This is a genomic window from Streptomyces sp. NPDC001381 (assembly GCF_042895685.1).
Lineage (GTDB): Bacteria > Actinomycetota > Actinomycetes > Streptomycetales > Streptomycetaceae > Streptomyces.
This window is the reverse complement of sequence record NZ_JBIAWO010000004.1, coordinates 26,978-42,824: the sequence shown is the minus strand read 5'-3', so window position 1 is coordinate 42,824 and position 15,847 is coordinate 26,978. Positions and strand designations below refer to the sequence as shown.

Genomic DNA, 15,847 nt, shown 5'->3' with positions numbered 1-15,847 from the left:
GCATTTCCCGCGTCGCCGGGCGCGGGGACGACCAGGTTTCCCGGCCGGTGGGCGGGGGAGGGAGCAGGCGTGCCCAAGGTGTCCTCGGTGATCGTTCCCTACGCGTCGTATCTGCGCGTGTACGAGCCGCTGGCCGCCTTCCCCGAGCCCGAGCGCACCCACTGGACGCGCTACGCCCGCCGCCCCGACCGCCCCTCCTACCAGGACGAGCTGCGCCGCTCCCTGGCCGACCTGCTGCCCACCCCGCCGGTCGCGGTGCCGGTGCACGAGAGCGGCGAGGCGTTCGTGGCCGAGGTGGACGGGGTCCTGCACGTGTGCCCGTGGCGGACCCGGCTGCGCGGCTGGCAGGCCCTGGCGGAGCTGGGCGACGAGCTGCCCCGGCCGGTCCTGGAGGCGGTGCTCCCCGAGGTCGTACGGCTCCAGGCGGCGAAGGACTACGAGCGCTGGCGGGAGCGCAACCCCGACGCGCGTCCCTGGATCCGCTCGGCGACCTGGCAGGTGCCGATGGACTGGTTCGTGCTGGTCTCCGACGAGGAGCGGGTGTACGAGAAGGGGACCGCCGAGATGGCGCCCGTGCTGCGGTACCGCACGCCGATGGTGCAGGCGCGGCGCCGGGTGGCCCGGGGGCTGCGCGCGCTCAGGGAGGCCATGGACGAGGGGCCGCTGATCGACGGGCTGCTGGACGTGGGGCGCTGGCTGGAGGAGTTCCATCCGCGTTCGCTGGTGGAACTGGACTACGGCGGCCTCGTCCACACCCTCCCGGCCGGTCATCTGGAGGACGACCACTCGGCGGCGGACGTGGCCGAGGGCATCGAGGCCCTGCGGACGGGCGACGGGGCCGCCGCGGGCGAGGCGTACGCGCGGCTCGTGGAGCGGTGGCGGGCGGTCCGGGACCGGCGCTCGGCCAACTGACGGCATCGTGCATCCTGTGAACTGACGATGTGACAGAGGCGACAGCGCTTTCATAAGTGACCTGCGTCACGGCCGAAATGGGTCGAACAGCGTACGGTCATCCGCACTTCACGGAACTGACGGGATGTAGGTCCCCATACGTGCTTATGTCGCAAGGGTGACGGACCGCACGTACGCGGCCCTTGCGTCTCTTGCCCCTCCTCGTGCCAAAATAGGACAAGGAGTCCGGGGAGGACTCCATCCGCCTACTTATGTTCCATGGTGGGGGGAATCTCAGCATTGCACGCTTTGGGGGGTCTGGTGACTCCTGAGCGCCACTGTGACTGATCGTCACAGTGGCGTGACTGTCCGCTATGGCATGGTCCATCGGCTTCCGTCGCCGATGAACACCTGGGGGGCAATTCCATCGGTTTGGCCGACGCGGCTGGACAGATGGTGTAGTTGTAGTGCCGAGGACAAGCCGTTCGTCCTATAACCGACTCGACTCGCGTCCGCCATTTCGGGCAACGCGGGTCAAGGTGCAGAATTTAGAGGAAAGAACCGAGAAGGTTCGGTTCTCCCGAGGAGGCCGCTCATGACCGCTCGCACCCCTGATGCTGAGCCGCTGCTGACCCCGGCTGAGGTCGCCACCATGTTCCGCGTCGACCCCAAGACGGTCACGCGGTGGGCGAAGGCCGGCAAGCTCACGTCGATCCGCACGCTCGGCGGACATCGCCGTTACCGCGAGGCAGAGGTCCGCGCCCTGCTGGCGGGTATCCCGCAGCAGCGCAGCGAGGCCTGAACAACTGAATAACCGGGCAACACAGCAGGTCCCCCAACCTGTTCGGACGCCCGGAACCTAGCTCCAAGCGACGTGGGTCCTGCCCCAACAGGCCCCTCGCCCCCTGGGAACGTCGTCGATCGCGCTGGACTCCGCCGGGTCCAGCGCGATCTTTTTTGTGCGCTTGCGGCCGCCCATGGGCGGCCGCGGGGCGGTATCGGGTCGCCCTGTGAGCGACCCTGTCGGAGTCTGGGGAGGCTGTGCGTGGGTTCCCGGGAGCACCCTCCGGACATCCCTGCGGACATCCTCCACAGTGGTGCAATTGCACATATTAAATTGACCAGTTGTAGGCGACTGGTAAGTAGGGTCGGTTCCAAAACTTATGCGGTGACACCCGTCACATGCCAGTGGCCTTGTCGCCGCCCGCTCCTCTGCGCTAGAGGGGTCAGGGCAACTCCGCCTGCCGACGCAGCCGTTGATCAGGCCGTCGAGGGACTCTCGTCCTCGAGGGCGTCCTCCAGGGTGTTCTCGAGGGCGTCCTCCAGGACGTCGTCCAGGGTCTCGGCGGGCGCCTGGGTGCCCCGTGGGGCGCCGTCCATGGCGAGCCGCAGTAAGCGGTGGCAGATGGGGCAGTGGCGGGTCAGGTGCCCGTACGACGACGCGGCCGACAGGTGCGCGCGGAGCAGTGCCCGCGTCTCGTGCCTAGCCGCTGCCGCCATGAGCCACCTCCGGGAAGGCCACGCGGGAACGTGCCCTGAGTTCTGGGGTACCGAGGGAAAGTGACGCCGTCAAGGGCGCCGGTGGCGATGCGGACACCGGGAGAACGCGAGCGCACCGGGCGGAGGGGCGGGGAGAGGCCGGCGGGGCGGGAGTCTGCCGGGGAGGCGGGAAGGCCGGGGAGGCGCGGAGGCCGGCGAGACGAGAAGCCAGGGGCCGGGGGCAGGAAGGCCGGGGGCAGGAAGGCCGGGCCGGGAACGCGAAGAAGCCCGGATCCGAAGATCCGGGCTTCTCTACTGCGGTCCTGACGGGATTTGAACCCGCGGCCTCCACCTTGACAGGGTGGCGAGCACTCCAAACTGCTCCACAGGACCAGGTTTCGCGGCACTTCGTCTTGCGCTGTGCTGCGAGAAGGACTGTACAGGAGGGTGAGCCCCCTGGTCGAACTCACCCTCCGTGCGGGATCCGTCACGGAGCGGCGGCGTCGATCGCCTTCACGATCCGCTTGTCCGAGACCGGGTAGGCCGTGCCCAGCGCGTGGGCGAAATAGCTGACCCGGAGCTCCTCGATCATCCAGCGGATGTCCAGGACCTGCTGCGGCACCGGCCGGCCCGCCGGGAGCTGCTCCAGGAGCCAGGCGTACTCGTCCTGCATCTCATGGACCTTCTCCATGCGGGTGGTGTCCCGCTGGACCCCCGTCGGCATCTGCTGCAGACGCCGGTCGGCGGCCACCAGATAGCGCATCAGATCGGGCAGCCGGCGCAGGCCCGCCCACGTCACGAAGCCGGGCTTCACGAGGGCGTCCAGCTGTTTGCGTACGTCCGTCAGGTTCGCCAGCAGCGCGGGGCTGCTCACGGACTTCAGGCGGCGCTCACAGGCCTGCCAGGCGGCGAGGACCTGCTGCACCTGCCCGACCGTGCGCACCGTCGTGTCGACGATCTCCGCGCGCACCTTGTCGTACAGCTTCCGGTACGACTCCTCGTCCCACGCAGGCCCGCCGAAGTCGCCGATCAGCTTGTCCGCCGCCGCCATCGCGCAGTCGTCGAACAGGGCCTGTATCGAGCCGTGCGGATTGGCCGACAGCGCCAGCTTCTGAGCGTTCGTGAGCTTTTCGGAAGCGAACTTCGCGGGGTTGACCGGAATGTTGCGCAGGATGAGCCGCCGGGTGCCCTTCCACATCGCCTCCGCCTGCTCCGCCTCGGTGTCGAAGAGCCGGACCGACACCGTGTCGCCGTCGTCGACCAGCGCGGGGTACGCCTTGACCGGCTGGCCCGCGCGGCGGGTCTCGAAGACCTGGGTGAGCGAGCCGATCGTCCAGTCCGTCAGCCCCTTGCGCTCCAGGGACTCGCCGCCCTGCCGTTCGGCGGTCGCCGCGGCAGCCTGGGAGAGGGCCTGGCGTGCCTTCGGCTTCAGGCGCAGCTTCAGCGCCTCCAGGTCCTTGTCCTCGGCGAGCTTGCGGCGCCGCTCGTCGACGATCCGGAAGGTGATCTTCAAATGGTCGGGGATCTTCGACCAGTCGAAGTCCTCCGCCTCGAAGGGAACGCCGACCATGCGCTTGAGGTCGCGGGCCATCGCCGTGGTCAGGGGCTCCCGCGGCGGCGTCGAGCCACCGGAGGACGACGGCACCGCCTGGTCCAGGAAGCGCTTCGCGAAGTTCGGCGCCGGCACGTAGTGGCGGCGGATCGGCTTCGGGAGGGAGCGGATCAGCTCCGTGACGACCTCTTCCCTGAGACCCGGAATCTGCCAGTCGAAGCCCTCGTCCGTGACCTGGTTGAGTACTTGGAGAGGGATGTGGACGGTCACACCGTCCGCGTCCGCGCCCGGCTCGAACTGGTAGGTGACCCGGAACTTCAGCTGCCCCTGCCGCCACGAGTCCGGATAGTCGGCCTTGGTGACCGCCTCCGCCGACTCCCGGATGAGCATCTCCCGCTCGAAGTCCAGGAAGTCCGGCTGTTCCTGCCGCTTGCGCTTCCACCACGAGTCGAAGTGCGCCCCGGACACCACGTGTTCCGGAACCCGCTGGTCGTAGAAGTCGAACAGCGTCTCGTCGTCGACCACGATGTCCCGGCGCCGCGCCCGGTGCTCCAGCTCCTCGACCTCGCTGAGAAGCCTGCGGTTGTCCGAGAAGAACTTGTGGTGCGTCCGCCAGTCGCCCTCCACCAGGGCGTTGCGGATGAAGAGCTCGCGGGAGACCTCCGGGTCGATCCGGCCGTAGTTCACCTTCCGCTGGGCGACGATCGGTACGCCGTACAGCGTGACCTTCTCGAACGCCATCACGGCCGCCATGTCCTTCTCCCAGTGCGGCTCGCTGTACGTCCGCTTCAGGAGATGGCCGGCGAGCGGCTCGACCCACTCGGGCTCGATCTTCGCGTTGACCCGGGCCCAGAGACGGGACGTCTCGACGAGCTCGGCGGACATGACGAAGCGGGGCGTCTTCTTGAACAGCGCCGAGCCGGGGAAGATCGCGAACTTGGCGCTCCGCGCGCCCAGGTACTCGTTCTTCGCGCCGTCCTTCACGTCCTTCATGCCGATGTGCGAGAGCAGACCGGCGAGGAGCGAGACATGGATGCTGTCGCCGGAGGCGTCCTGCTCGTTGGGATGGATGCCCATCTGCTTGGCGACGGTGCGCAGCTGGGTGTAGATGTCCTGCCACTCGCGGATGCGCAGGAAGTTCAGGTACTCCTGCTTGCACATCCGGCGGAAGGACGACGAGCCCCGCTCGCGCTGCTGTTCGCGGACGTACCGCCACAGGTTGAGGTAGGCGAGGAAGTCGCTGGTCTCGTCCCTGAAGCGGGCATGCTGCTGGTCGGCCTGGGTCTGCTTGTCGGCCGGGCGCTCGCGCGGGTCCTGGATGGACAGCGCGGCGGCTATGACCATGACCTCGCGGACACAGCCGTTCTTCTCGGCCTCCAGGACCATGCGGGCCAGACGGGGGTCGACGGGCAGCTGGGCGAGCTTGCGGCCGGTCTGCGTGAGCCGCTTCCGCGGGTCCTTCTGGGCCGGGTCGAGGGCGCCCAGCTCCTGCAGCAGCTGCACGCCGTCGCGGATGTTGCGGTGGTCCGGCGGGTCGATGAAGGGGAACTTCTCGATGTCGCCGAGGCCGGCCGCGGTCATCTGGAGGATCACGGAGGCGAGGTTCGTACGGAGGATCTCCGCGTCCGTGAACTCCGGGCGGGCGTTGAAGTCGTCCTCGGAGTACAGGCGGATGCAGATGCCGTCGGAGGTACGGCCGCAGCGGCCCTTGCGCTGGTTGGCGCTGGCCTGCGAGATCGCCTCGATCGGCAGGCGCTGGACCTTGGTGCGGTGGCTGTAGCGGCTGATGCGGGCGAAGCCGGGGTCGATGACGTACTTGATGCCCGGGACGGTGAGGGAGGTCTCGGCGACGTTGGTCGCCAGAACGATCCTGCGGCCGGTGTGCGGCTGGAAGACGCGATGCTGCTCGGCGTGGGAGAGGCGGGCGTAGAGCGGAAGCACCTCCGTGCGCTGCCAATCAGCGCCTCCGGCGCGGGGGTACTTCTTCTCCAGCGCGTCCGCCGTGTCGCGGATCTCCCGCTCGCCGGAGAGGAAGACGAGGATGTCGCCCCGCCCCTCGCCCATCAGCTCCTCGACGGCATCGCAGATCGCGGTGATCTGGTCCCGGTCGGAGTCCTCGCCGTCCTCCTCCAGAAGCGGCCGGTAGCGCACCTCGACCGGATACGTCCGCCCGCTGACCTCGACGATCGGGGCGTCGCCGAAGTGCCGGGAGAAGCGCTCGGGGTCGATCGTCGCGGAGGTGATGACGACCTTGAGGTCGGGGCGGCGGGGCAGCAGCTGCGCCAGGTAGCCCAGCAGGAAGTCGATGTTGAGGGACCGCTCGTGGGCCTCGTCGATGATGATCGTGTCGTAGGCGCGCAGCTCGCGGTCCGTCTGGATCTCGGCGAGCAGGATGCCGTCCGTCATCAGCTTCACGAAGGTGGCGTCCGGGTTCACCTGGTCGGTGAAGCGGACCTTCCAGCCGACGGCCTCGCCGAGCGGCGTCCGCAGCTCCTCCGCCACTCGCTCGGCGACGGTGCGGGCGGCGATACGGCGGGGCTGGGTGTGCCCGATCATGCCGCGCACGCCCCGGCCCAGCTCCAGACAGATCTTCGGGATCTGGGTGGTCTTGCCGGAGCCCGTCTCACCGGCCACGATGACGACCTGGTGATCACGGATGGCGGCCGCGATCTCGTCCTTCTTCTGGCTGACCGGGAGCTGCTCGGGGTACGTGACGGCGGGCACACGGCCGCGCCGCAGGGCCATCCGCTCCTCGACCTGTGCGACCTCCGCCTCGATCTCGGCGAGGACGGCGGCACGGGCCTCCGGCTTGCGGATCTTGCGCGCACCTTCGAGCCTGCGCCCGAGCCGGTGCGCGTCGCGCAGGGACAGCTCGGCCAGGCGGGGGGCGAGGGCGCCGAGGGCGGGGGCGGGATGCGTAGACATACGCGGTCCAGGATCTCATCCCGGCCAAATTCGTGGCGAACCCTTTTGCTCCCTGGGCGGGGCGCGGGTCAGGGCGTGCGCTGGGCGGGCGGTGCGTCGGGGGTCTCCGTCGCATGCCGGGTCCGGGGTTCGCCGAGGGCTATGGACTTGGCGGTGTTGGAGACGGCCTTGATGCCCAGGTAGGCGGTGGTCATGCTGCTGACGGCGGTGAAGGCCGCGGTCAGCACACCCACGATCACGGATGTGTCGCCGTCGAGCCGCCAGACCCCGAAGACCGCCACCGCGGCGATCGCCAGATTGCTCACCACCACGGCCAGCAGCCCGTACCGGGCCCGGTCCCTCTCCAACGCGTCATCCGACACAGCCCTGGCCCCGCCCCGGCTCATCCCCGCCCCCGCATCCCCTACGACGATCAGCCAGAACCTAGCGCCGCGCCAAACCCTCTGCCAAGCAGGACGCGAAACCCCGCCGACGATCCCACGGCCGGACTGCCGTCAGCCCCGTGGCATCAGCTCGATGTCCAGGGGAGCCGCCGACGGGAGATCGATGGTGTCGGCTTCTTCCTCCGCGAGCGGATGGCGCGGACGGCCGACCGGCAGCACGACCAACATGGTGTGAGGCCGCGGCAGCCACCCCACGTCGATCGGTGGGTCGTAGTGACCGATGTCGATGATCCGTACCAGCATCTCGGGGATGCCCACCAGGCAGGTGCTGCCGGCCTCCAGATGCTGCGCGTCAGGAGTGGTGCGAAAGAGTCCGCTCCACTCCCCGGCGCGCTCGGAGCGTGGGATCGCCCTTCGGCCGTCCCACCGATGCTCGGAACCGGGATCGATCCGTGCCCACGGCCACTCGACCGAGACTTCGAACCGGGTCGCACGAACGACTCGGGTCGGCGCGGGCGGGCAGCCGACTCTCACGACATCGCCCACTTCGAACTGCCGCCCAGCGGTGCCTTCGGCGATGGCGTGTTCTCCCCTCGAGGACGGCCGCACCGCACCCGTGAGGCCGGTGGAGCGAGGTCGGCCGAGCCTATACCGGCGAAAGACCCCCGCCGGAATCCCGACGGGGGTCTTTTCGCTGTTCAGCGTTGTGGCTGGGGCCGGGGTCGAACCGGCGACCTTCCGCTTTTCAGGCGGACGCTCGTACCAACTGAGCTACCCAGCCACGAGGTTTCACGTGAAACCTCAGCGGTCCTGACGGGATTTGAACCCGCGGCCTCCACCTTGACAGGGTGGCGAGCACTCCAAACTGCTCCACAGGACCAAGCTGTTGTGTACGACAGTGTCGCACACGGTGTTGCGTGCCCCCAACGGGATTCGAACCCGTGCTACCGCCTTGAAAGGGCGGCGTCCTAGGCCGCTAGACGATGAGGGCTATCGGCCCGCCTGGGCGCTTCTCAGCGCGTCGGGGACGTGAGAAGCATATGGGATGGCGGGAGGGATCGCCAAAACGGTTTACGGGGAGGGGGTGGACGGGGCGGGAGAGGCGGGGGTCCGGGTCGGGGGCGACGGGGTGGAGGAGGACGGCGGAGTCGGGGCGGGGGTGGACGGGGTGGGGGCGGCTCCGGGCTGGTTCTCCTTGGGGAGGTGGCGGCTGACCTCCGCCGTGGTCAGGCCCAGGCCGCCCAGTTCGATCTCGTCCCAGGCCTGTAGCCGCTTGCTGTCGCGGTCGAAGTAGAGGATCGACGCCTCGATCGGGTCGGGGTACTCGCCCTCGACGGCGCGCAGGCCGCTGCCGCCCGTCGAGCCCTCCACGCGCAGCCGGGTGCCGTTCTTCATCACCACCATCTCCTCGTGGTGGAGGTGGCCGGAGAGGACGAGCGGGACCGTGCCGTCCGTGCGGCGGGCGGCGGAGGGTTCGTGGACGACGGCCACGTCGACGGGGGTGCCGGCGGTCGTCTGGGCGCGCAGCGCCTCCGCCAGCCGGTCGCCCGCCGCCTCCTGGGACGCCCCGGCGCCCGGGACGGAGGAGCGGTCCGGGGTGAACTGGGGATCGCCCATGCCGGCGAAGCGCAGGCCGGCGATGGTCTCCGCCCGGCCGTCGTCGAGGACGTGCACGTTCTTGATGCCCTCCAGATAGCCCTGGGTGACACGGGAGTCGTGGTTGCCGCGGACCCAGACGTACGGCGCTCCCAGGTCGGCGACGGGGTCGAGGAAGCCGTTCTCGGCGGAGGTGCCGTGGTCCATGGTGTCGCCGGAGTCGACGATCACGTTCACCTTGTACTGCTCGACGAGCGAGGCGATGATCTTCCAGCTCGCGGGGTTGAGGTGGATGTCGGAGACGTGCAGGACGCGGACCGTGCTGGGGTCGGGCTGGTAGGCCGGGAGCGTCGAGGTGACGTCGTAGAGCTTGGTCACGTTGGTCACCAGCCGGGCCAGTTCCTGCTGGTAGACGTCGAACTCGGTGACGATGCTGCGGGCGTTGCCGACGAGGGAGGGCGCGGAGGAGAGCAGCCCGGAGAAGCGGGGTTCGAGGACCGACTTGGGGTTCCAGGTGGCGTACGCGGTGGCGCCGGAGGCGGCGAGGAGGCCGAGGGCGAGGCCGCCGGCGGCGAGGGCGCGGCGGGGGCGGCGGTAGACGGCGAGGCCGAGGGCGGTGGCGCCGGAGACGACGGCGACGCAGGAGCGTACGGCGAGGTCGAGGGTGCCGTGCTGGACGTCGTGGGCGACCTCGTCCTGGAGGCCGGAGAGGCGTTCCGGGTGGTCGACGAGGGCCTGGGAGCGGGCCGGGTCGAGTTGGTCGACGTTCACGTCGAGGCGGACCGGCGCGGTGTGGCTGTCGAGGGTGAGGGCGCCGAGCGGGGAGACGTTGATCTTGGTGCCGCCGGTGAGGGAGGGGCGCAGGGTCATGGTCGTGTTCATGGGCCCGACCGGCGCCCGGACGTTCCCTACGACCAGCAGGCCCAGCCAGGCGCCGAGGAGGACGACGGCGGTGAGGCCGAGGGCGCGGGACCAGGGGTGGGGGCGGGGCGAGAGGTCGAGGGCGGTGGCGGGGGGCGTACGGGGGACGCGGACGCGGGCCATTGGTGCCGTATGCCCGGGTGTGCGTGCGGGTATGCGGACGTTCCCGCTCTCCCCGAGGCGGTGGTGTACCCGACAATGGGCCTGTGCTGGAGATGACGCGCGAGGAGTTCGAGGAACTGGTCGCCGAGGCGCTGGACCGGATTCCGCCGGAATTGACGCGGCTGATGGACAACGTCGCGGTGTTCGTCGAGGACGAGCCACCGGCGGACGATCCCGAGCTGCTCGGGCTGTACGAGGGGACTCCGCTGACGGATCGCGGTGAGTGGTACGCGGGGGTGCTGCCGGACCGGATCACGATCTACCGGGGGCCGACGCTGCGGATGTGCGAGACGCGGGAGGAGGTCGTCGAGGAGACCGAGGTGACGGTCGTGCACGAGATCGCGCACCACTTCGGCATCGACGACGCCAGGCTGCACGCGCTCGGCTACGGCTGAGCCTTCGCGCAGGGGGCGCGTGTCCTCCTGCGGGCGCTGGGAGTTGGGCAGGTCGACTCATTGCGCCTGCCCCGGAGGTGGCCCCGTGCGCCCCAAGTACGTACCCGTTCGCCTGGCCGCCACCGTCCTGGCCGTCGCCGCGGCCGCCGGCTGTATGAGCGTGGGGGATGACGCGGACGGCCGGGCCAGGCCGTCGCACTCGGCGGGGCACCACGGCGGTGAGGGGACGGCCGGGGGGCCTGCGGGTGTGGGCGGCGGCTACATGGGCGGCGCGGGCGCGGACGGCAAGCACGGGCACGGGAAGGGCAAGGGGAAGGGCCGGGCGAGTGCCTCGGTGTCCCCGTCGGCCTCGCCCTCGGCGGGCGCGAGCGGGTCGGCGTCGGCGGGGCCCGTGAAGCCGGGGAAGAGCGGCGAGAAGCCGGGGCCGCCGAACCCGCCCAAGGCGCAGCCGACGCCGCCTGCCCACTCGCCGGACCCCGACCCGGAGCCGCCCGCGCCGTCGCCGGAGCCGCCGTCGCCCACACCCGAGCCGACGGTCGCCGAGCCGTCGTCGTCCGCGCACGAGGAGAGCGGCGGCGGGACGGGCCCCCAACTGGCGCAGCGGGAACCGGCCCCGCAGGCGGGGTCACCGGTGTGAGGGCCGGTCCGGCGGGAGGCGGGTGCCGGGGGTGTGGCCGGGGCGGTGTGAGGACCGGTCCGGCGGGGGCGGCCGGGGCGGCGCGTTCCGGAGCGGGGAGGGCGGCCGGCGGCTCTCCCGGGGGGTGTGGCCGGGGTGGCTCTGCCGGGGCCGGGCCGAGGGGCGTGACGAGCGTCTCGCGGGGATGCCGGGCACCTGATTTGCCTTCGGTGGGGCAGGGTGCGTATGGTGGCAGATCGTTTGATCCCATTTGCCCGGCGCCACCGCAGAGCGCGCCGTGTGGCGCGTACTCTCCCTTGCCGTGGCGGACCGCATTGAGGCGGTCGTAATGCGAACACGGAGTTGACGGGCGCGTGCCGACGAGACTCCGGAAGGTTTCGCTTACGCATGTCCATTTCCAGTACTGATCACGCCGTCCTGCCCGAGAACATCGAGGCCGGCGACATCGACGCGGTCACCGACGAGATCATCGGGGCCGTCGAGGTCGACGAGATCGTCGAGTCCGACGAGACCCCCGACCTCACCTTCGGCGACCTGGGTCTGCCCGAGGGCGTCGTGCGCAAGCTCGCGCAGAACGGTGTGACGGTCCCCTTCCCGATCCAGGCCGCGACCATCCCGGACGCCCTGGCCGGCAAGGACATCCTCGGCCGAGGCCGCACCGGCTCCGGCAAGACCCTCTCCTTCGGTCTGCCGACCCTGGCCACGCTGGCCGGCGGCCGCACCGAGAAGAAGAAGCCCCGCGCGGTCATCCTCACCCCGACCCGTGAGCTCGCGATGCAGGTCGCGGACGCCCTGCAGCCCTACGGCGACGTCGTCGGCCTGAAGATGAAGGTCGTCTGCGGCGGTACGTCGATGGGCAACCAGATCTACGCCCTGGAGCGCGGCGTCGACATCCTCGTCGCCACCCCGGGCCGGCTGCGCGACATCATCAACCGGGGCGCCTGCTCCCTGGAGGACGTGCAGATCGCCGTCCTCGACGAGGCCGACCAGATGTCCGACCTGGGCTTCCTGCCCGAGGTGACGGAGCTGCTCGACCAGGTGCCGGCCGGCGGCCAGCGCATGCTCTTCTCCGCGACCATGGAGAACGAGATCAAGACCCTCGTCGACCGCTACCTGAACAACCCGGTCAGCCACGAGGTCGACGCCGCCCAGGGTGCCGTGACGACCATGTCGCACCACATCCTGATCGTGAAGCCCAAGGACAAGGCGCCGGTCACCGCCGCGATCGCCTCCCGCAAGGGCCGCACCATCATCTTCGTCCGCACCCAGCTGGGCGCCGACCGCGTCGCCGAGCAGCTGCGCGAGGCGGGCGTGAAGGCGGACGCGCTGCACGGCGGCATGACCCAGGGCGCCCGTACGCGCACCCTGGCCGACTTCAAGGACGGCTACGTCAACGTCCTCGTCGCCACCGACGTCGCCGCGCGCGGCATCCACGTCGACGGCATCGACCTGGTCCTGAACGTGGACCCGGCCGGCGACCACAAGGACTACCTGCACCGGGCCGGCCGTACGGCGCGCGCGGGCCGTACCGGCACGGTCGTCTCCCTGTCGCTGCCGCACCAGCGCCGCCAGATCTTCCGGCTGATGGAGGACGCGGGCGTCGACGCCGCGCGCCACATCATCCAGGGCGGTGCCGCCTTCGACCCGGAGGTCGCCGAGATCACCGGCGCCCGCTCGATGACCGAGGTCCAGGCGGAGTCCGCGGGCAACGCCGCCCAGCAGGCCGAGCGCGAGGTCGCCCACCTCACCAAGCAGCTGGAGCGGGCGCAGCGCCGCGCGACCGAGCTGCGCGAGGAGGCGGACCGGCTGGTCGCCCGGGTCGCCCGCGAGCGCGGCGAGGACCCCGAGGCCGCGGTGGCCGAGGCGCAGGAGCAGGCCGAGGCCGAGGTCCAGGCGGCGGTCGAGGCCTCCGTCCCGGAGCAGCCGGCCGCGCGGGACGTCGACCGGGGCGCGCGCGAGGAGCGCACGTCGTCGTACGAGCGTCGTGACAACCGTGGGTTCGAGCGTCGTGACGACCGTGGTGGGCGTTCGTTCGAGCGTCGTGACGACCGTGGTGGCCGTTCGTTCGAGCGTCGTGACGACCGCGGTGGTTTCAACCGTGACCGTGACCGCGACAACCGTGGCTTCGAGCGCCGTGACGACCGGGGCGGCTTCCGCCGCGACGAGCGTCCCGGCCACCGTGGCAGCGACCGCCCGTTCAACCGTGACCGCCGCGACGACCGCCCGGGCTTCCGCTCCGCCGGTCACGACCGCCCGAACGGCCGTCGTGACGACCACCGCGGCACCGGCTCCTTCGGCCGCCGCGACGACAAGCCGCGCTGGAAGCGCAACGGCTGACGGTACGTCTGAGACACCGGCCGGCCTCGGCCGGTGAACGAAGGGCCCGTACGACTCCTGTCGTACGGGCCCTTTTTCGTGCGCTGACAGCCTCGCCGGACGCCCGCAGGGCATGCGCATGGGTGACCGGCCGGCCGGAAGGAGCGTCTCTCCAGTCGGTGAGCGAGGGCGACTCCCGGTCGCTGCTCCTGCGGTACCGCAGGAGGGTGCCTGCCCGTCCTGAGCCGCGAGTACGTCGGCTGGTGGCATCCAGGGCAGGGCGCCCGGCTGCCCGGCAACGGCGCGGGCTCCTTCGGCGGCCGAGTGAAGATCTCCACCGGCTGGCAGGGCCACAAGGGGATCTTCTGGCGGCGACCGGCCGCGATTTTCGGCCAAGTTGTGACGTGTGTCACGCCCTTGGTGAGGGAATTGCTGGGGGCATGACAGATGACGCCATCGCGAGTGGGCTGTCGGACGAAGAGCGGCTGGCCCAGCTCGGTTACACGCAGGTTCTCGCCCGCCGCATGTCGGCGTTCTCCAACTACGCGGTCTCCTTCACGATCATCTCGGTCCTGTCCGGCTGTCTGACCCTCTATCTCTTCGGGATGAACACCGGCGGCCCCGCGGTGATCACCTGGGGCTGGGTGGCCGTGGGCCTGATGACCCTCTTCGTCGGCCTGTCGATGGCCGAGATCTGTTCGGCGTACCCCACGTCCGCGGGCCTGTACTTCTGGGCCCACCGCCTCGCACCGCCCCGTTCGGCCGCCGCGTGGGCCTGGTTCACGGGCTGGTTCAACGTGCTGGGCCAGGTCGCGGTGACCGCGGGCATCGACTTCGGCGCGGCGTCCTTCCTGGGCGCGTACCTGAACCTGCAGTTCGGCTTCGAGGTGACGCCCGGCCGGACCGTGCTGCTGTTCGGGGCGATCCTCGTCCTGCACGGCCTGCTCAACACCTTCGGCGTGCGGATCGTCGCGCTGCTGAACAGCGTGAGCGTGTGGTGGCACGTGCTGGGAGTGGCGTTGATCGTCGGCGCCCTGGCCTTCGTACCGGACCACCACCGGTCCGCGTCCTTCGTCTTCGGTGAGTTCGTCAACAACACGGGCTGGGGCAGTGGCGTCTACGTGGTGCTGCTCGGCCTCCTGATGGCCCAGTACACCTTCACCGGCTACGACGCCTCCGCCCATATGACGGAGGAGACGCACGACGCCTCGACGGCGGGCCCGAAGGGCATCGTCCGCTCGATCTGGACCTCCTGGATCGCCGGCTTCGTGCTGCTGCTCGGCTTCACCTTCGCCATCCAGTCCTACGACGGCGCCCTCGACTCGCCGACCGGCGCCCCGCCCGCCCAGATCCTCCTGGACGCCCTGGGGGCGACCGCCGGCAAGCTCCTGCTGCTGGTGGTGATCGGCGCCCAGCTCTTCTGCGGCATGGCGTCGGTGACGGCCAACAGCCGTATGATCTACGCCTTCTCGCGGGACGGCGCGCTGCCCTGGTCCCACGTCTGGCACACCGTCAGCCCGCGCACCCGGACCCCCGTGGCGGCGGTCTGGCTGGCGGCGGGCGGCGCGCTGGTCCTCGGCCTGCCGTATCTGATCAACGTCACGGCCTACGCGGCGGTGACCTCCATCGCCGTGATCGGCCTCTACATCGCCTACGTCATCCCGACGCTGCTGCGGGTCCGCAAGGGCGACGCCTTCGCCCGGGGCCCGTGGCACCTGGGCCGCTGGTCGGGGGCGATCGGCGTGGTGTCGGTGGCGTGGGTCGCGGTGATCACGGTGCTGTTCATGCTGCCCCAGGTCTCCCCGGTCACCTGGGAGACCTTCAACTACGCCCCGGTCGCCGTCCTCGTCGTCCTCGGCTTCGCCGGGGTGTGGTGGCTGGCCTCCGCACGGAAGTGGTTCCTCAACCCCGACCACGAGAGGACCGTGGCCCGGGAGGTGGCGAGGGCGGGGAAGACGCGGTAACCCGTGGCCCGGATGACCGATCTTCACCGCTGTGCGCACACCGGCGCGGCCGCGTCACCGATACCCGATCGGAGACGCGGCCAGGTCCGGCTATGCTCAAGGAGGCAACATCGCCTGGGCCCTTAGCTCAATTGGCAGAGCAGTGGACTTTTAATCCATTGGTTGTGGGTTCGAGTCCCACAGGGCCTACCGGTGGCGGGGGAGGAAATGCCCTCTGACCTGCTACGCGGCGCCCGGGTCGGCTTCGGTCGGCCCGGGCGCCGCTTCGTGTGCGGGGCCTTGCGCGGGATGTGCCCATGGCCCGCGGAGCGGCCGCGGCGCCTTGCCGGCCGTCTCCGGTCCCGCCCTGTCCGATGGTGCCGGTGCGTAGAGCGAACGGCCGGTCGAAGATCGTAAAAGAATGGAGCACGGGGGTGCGTCGGTTGGCTGGCGTGGTGGTGTTGGCCGCGGGGATGGCTCTCGCGTTCTGGTTGGTCTTCGGGCCCGCGGCCGAGTGGGAGGGTGCTGTCAGGTTCGTGCGCTTCGCCCTCCTGCTGGGCTGCTTCCTGGCGATCGGCGGGAGCGTGCGGCTGATCTACCCCGACAGGACGAAGGACGAGACCAGTGAGGTCGCGGGGTGATCAGCA

General features: G+C 70.4%; 12 protein-coding genes and 5 tRNA genes. 8 read left to right on the top strand and 9 right to left on the bottom strand.

What is annotated here, in order from left to right; genetic code table 11:
* Window positions 1–69 precede the first annotated feature (69 nt).
* Together ACFY2L_RS18750 and bldC are read left to right on the top strand one after the other, a co-directional pair.
* Window positions 70–912, top strand: a complete 843-nt coding sequence (locus ACFY2L_RS18750; protein WP_390662302.1) for a hypothetical protein — start codon at window positions 70–72, stop codon at window positions 910–912.
* A 574-nt stretch (window positions 913–1,486) separates the two neighbouring features.
* Window positions 1,487–1,693: a developmental transcriptional regulator BldC gene (gene bldC, locus ACFY2L_RS18745; protein WP_003949541.1), complete on the top strand. Its 207-nt coding sequence runs from the start codon at window positions 1,487–1,489 to the stop codon at window positions 1,691–1,693.
* Between the two features lie 458 nt (window positions 1,694–2,151).
* On the opposite strand, the gene ACFY2L_RS18740 is transcribed toward bldC, so the two are convergent.
* The 9 genes from ACFY2L_RS18740 to ACFY2L_RS18700 all read right to left on the bottom strand — a co-directional run bounded on the left by ACFY2L_RS18740 (window position 2,152) and on the right by ACFY2L_RS18700 (window position 9,870).
* Window positions 2,152–2,391: a DUF6274 family protein gene (locus tag ACFY2L_RS18740; protein WP_390822846.1), complete on the bottom strand. Its 240-nt coding sequence runs from the start codon at window positions 2,389–2,391 to the stop codon at window positions 2,152–2,154.
* Window positions 2,392–2,688: 297 nt separating this feature from the next.
* Window positions 2,689–2,763: transfer RNA gene (locus tag ACFY2L_RS18735), tRNA-Asp, on the bottom strand.
* Window positions 2,764–2,857: 94 nt separating this feature from the next.
* Window positions 2,858–6,847: an ATP-dependent RNA helicase HrpA gene (gene hrpA, locus ACFY2L_RS18730; RefSeq protein ID WP_390822845.1), complete on the bottom strand. Its 3,990-nt coding sequence runs from the start codon at window positions 6,845–6,847 to the stop codon at window positions 2,858–2,860.
* 68 nt (window positions 6,848–6,915) lie between these two features.
* A complete protein-coding gene (locus ACFY2L_RS18725; protein ID WP_390662305.1) occupies window positions 6,916–7,233 on the bottom strand; it encodes a hypothetical protein in 318 nt (105 codons plus the stop codon).
* Window positions 7,234–7,341: 108 nt separating this feature from the next.
* Entirely contained in the window at window positions 7,342–7,776 is a 435-nt protein-coding gene (locus ACFY2L_RS18720; protein ID WP_390822844.1) for a hypothetical protein, read from the bottom strand.
* Between the two features lie 161 nt (window positions 7,777–7,937).
* Window positions 7,938–8,011 (bottom strand) — tRNA-Phe (locus ACFY2L_RS18715).
* Window positions 8,012–8,035: 24 nt separating this feature from the next.
* Window positions 8,036–8,110 (bottom strand) — tRNA-Asp (locus ACFY2L_RS18710).
* A 38-nt stretch (window positions 8,111–8,148) separates the two neighbouring features.
* Window positions 8,149–8,221: transfer RNA gene (locus ACFY2L_RS18705), tRNA-Glu, on the bottom strand.
* A gap of 80 nt (window positions 8,222–8,301) precedes the next feature.
* Window positions 8,302–9,870: a metallophosphoesterase gene (locus tag ACFY2L_RS18700; RefSeq protein ID WP_390822843.1), complete on the bottom strand. Its 1,569-nt coding sequence runs from the start codon at window positions 9,868–9,870 to the stop codon at window positions 8,302–8,304.
* An 83-nt stretch (window positions 9,871–9,953) separates the two neighbouring features.
* On the opposite strand from ACFY2L_RS18700, the gene ACFY2L_RS18695 reads away from it, so the two are divergent.
* The 6 genes from ACFY2L_RS18695 (at window position 9,954) to ACFY2L_RS18670 (ending at window position 15,841) form a co-directional block, all read left to right on the top strand.
* Window positions 9,954–10,304, top strand: a complete 351-nt coding sequence (locus tag ACFY2L_RS18695) for a metallopeptidase family protein (protein WP_003999986.1) — start codon at window positions 9,954–9,956, stop codon at window positions 10,302–10,304.
* An 85-nt stretch (window positions 10,305–10,389) separates the two neighbouring features.
* Window positions 10,390–10,941 carry a hypothetical protein gene (locus ACFY2L_RS18690; protein WP_390662311.1) on the top strand — a complete coding sequence of 184 codons (552 nt, stop codon included), beginning with the start codon at window positions 10,390–10,392 and terminating at the stop codon, window positions 10,939–10,941.
* Between the two features lie 387 nt (window positions 10,942–11,328).
* Window positions 11,329–13,278, top strand: a complete 1,950-nt coding sequence (locus ACFY2L_RS18685; protein WP_390822842.1) for a DEAD/DEAH box helicase — start codon at window positions 11,329–11,331, stop codon at window positions 13,276–13,278.
* A gap of 419 nt (window positions 13,279–13,697) precedes the next feature.
* The gene (locus tag ACFY2L_RS18680) at window positions 13,698–15,221 is read left to right on the top strand and encodes an amino acid permease (RefSeq protein ID WP_390662313.1); all 1,524 of its coding nucleotides are present in this window, start codon (window positions 13,698–13,700) and stop codon (window positions 15,219–15,221) included.
* A 116-nt stretch (window positions 15,222–15,337) separates the two neighbouring features.
* Window positions 15,338–15,410, top strand: a tRNA-Lys gene (locus ACFY2L_RS18675).
* Between the two features lie 224 nt (window positions 15,411–15,634).
* Entirely contained in the window at window positions 15,635–15,841 is a 207-nt protein-coding gene (locus tag ACFY2L_RS18670; protein ID WP_390822841.1) for a hypothetical protein, read from the top strand.
* Window positions 15,842–15,847: the final 6 nt, after the last annotated feature.

What these genes read in the sequence shown, in the direction of transcription:
- bldC (WP_003949541.1), top strand. Translation starts at nt 1,487, where the DNA reads ATGACCGCTCGCACCCCTGATGCTGAGCCGCTGCTGACCCCGGCTGAG.
- ACFY2L_RS18740 (WP_390822846.1), bottom strand. Translation starts at nt 2,391, where the DNA reads ATGGCGGCAGCGGCTAGGCACGAGACGCGGGCACTGCTCCGCGCGCAC.
- hrpA (WP_390822845.1), bottom strand. Translation starts at nt 6,847, where the DNA reads ATGTCTACGCATCCCGCCCCCGCCCTCGGCGCCCTCGCCCCCCGCCTG.
- ACFY2L_RS18725 (WP_390662305.1), bottom strand. Translation starts at nt 7,233, where the DNA reads ATGAGCCGGGGCGGGGCCAGGGCTGTGTCGGATGACGCGTTGGAGAGG.
- ACFY2L_RS18700 (WP_390822843.1), bottom strand. Translation starts at nt 9,870, where the DNA reads ATGGCCCGCGTCCGCGTCCCCCGTACGCCCCCCGCCACCGCCCTCGAC.
- ACFY2L_RS18685 (WP_390822842.1), top strand. Translation starts at nt 11,329, where the DNA reads ATGTCCATTTCCAGTACTGATCACGCCGTCCTGCCCGAGAACATCGAG.
- ACFY2L_RS18680 (WP_390662313.1), top strand. Translation starts at nt 13,698, where the DNA reads ATGACAGATGACGCCATCGCGAGTGGGCTGTCGGACGAAGAGCGGCTG.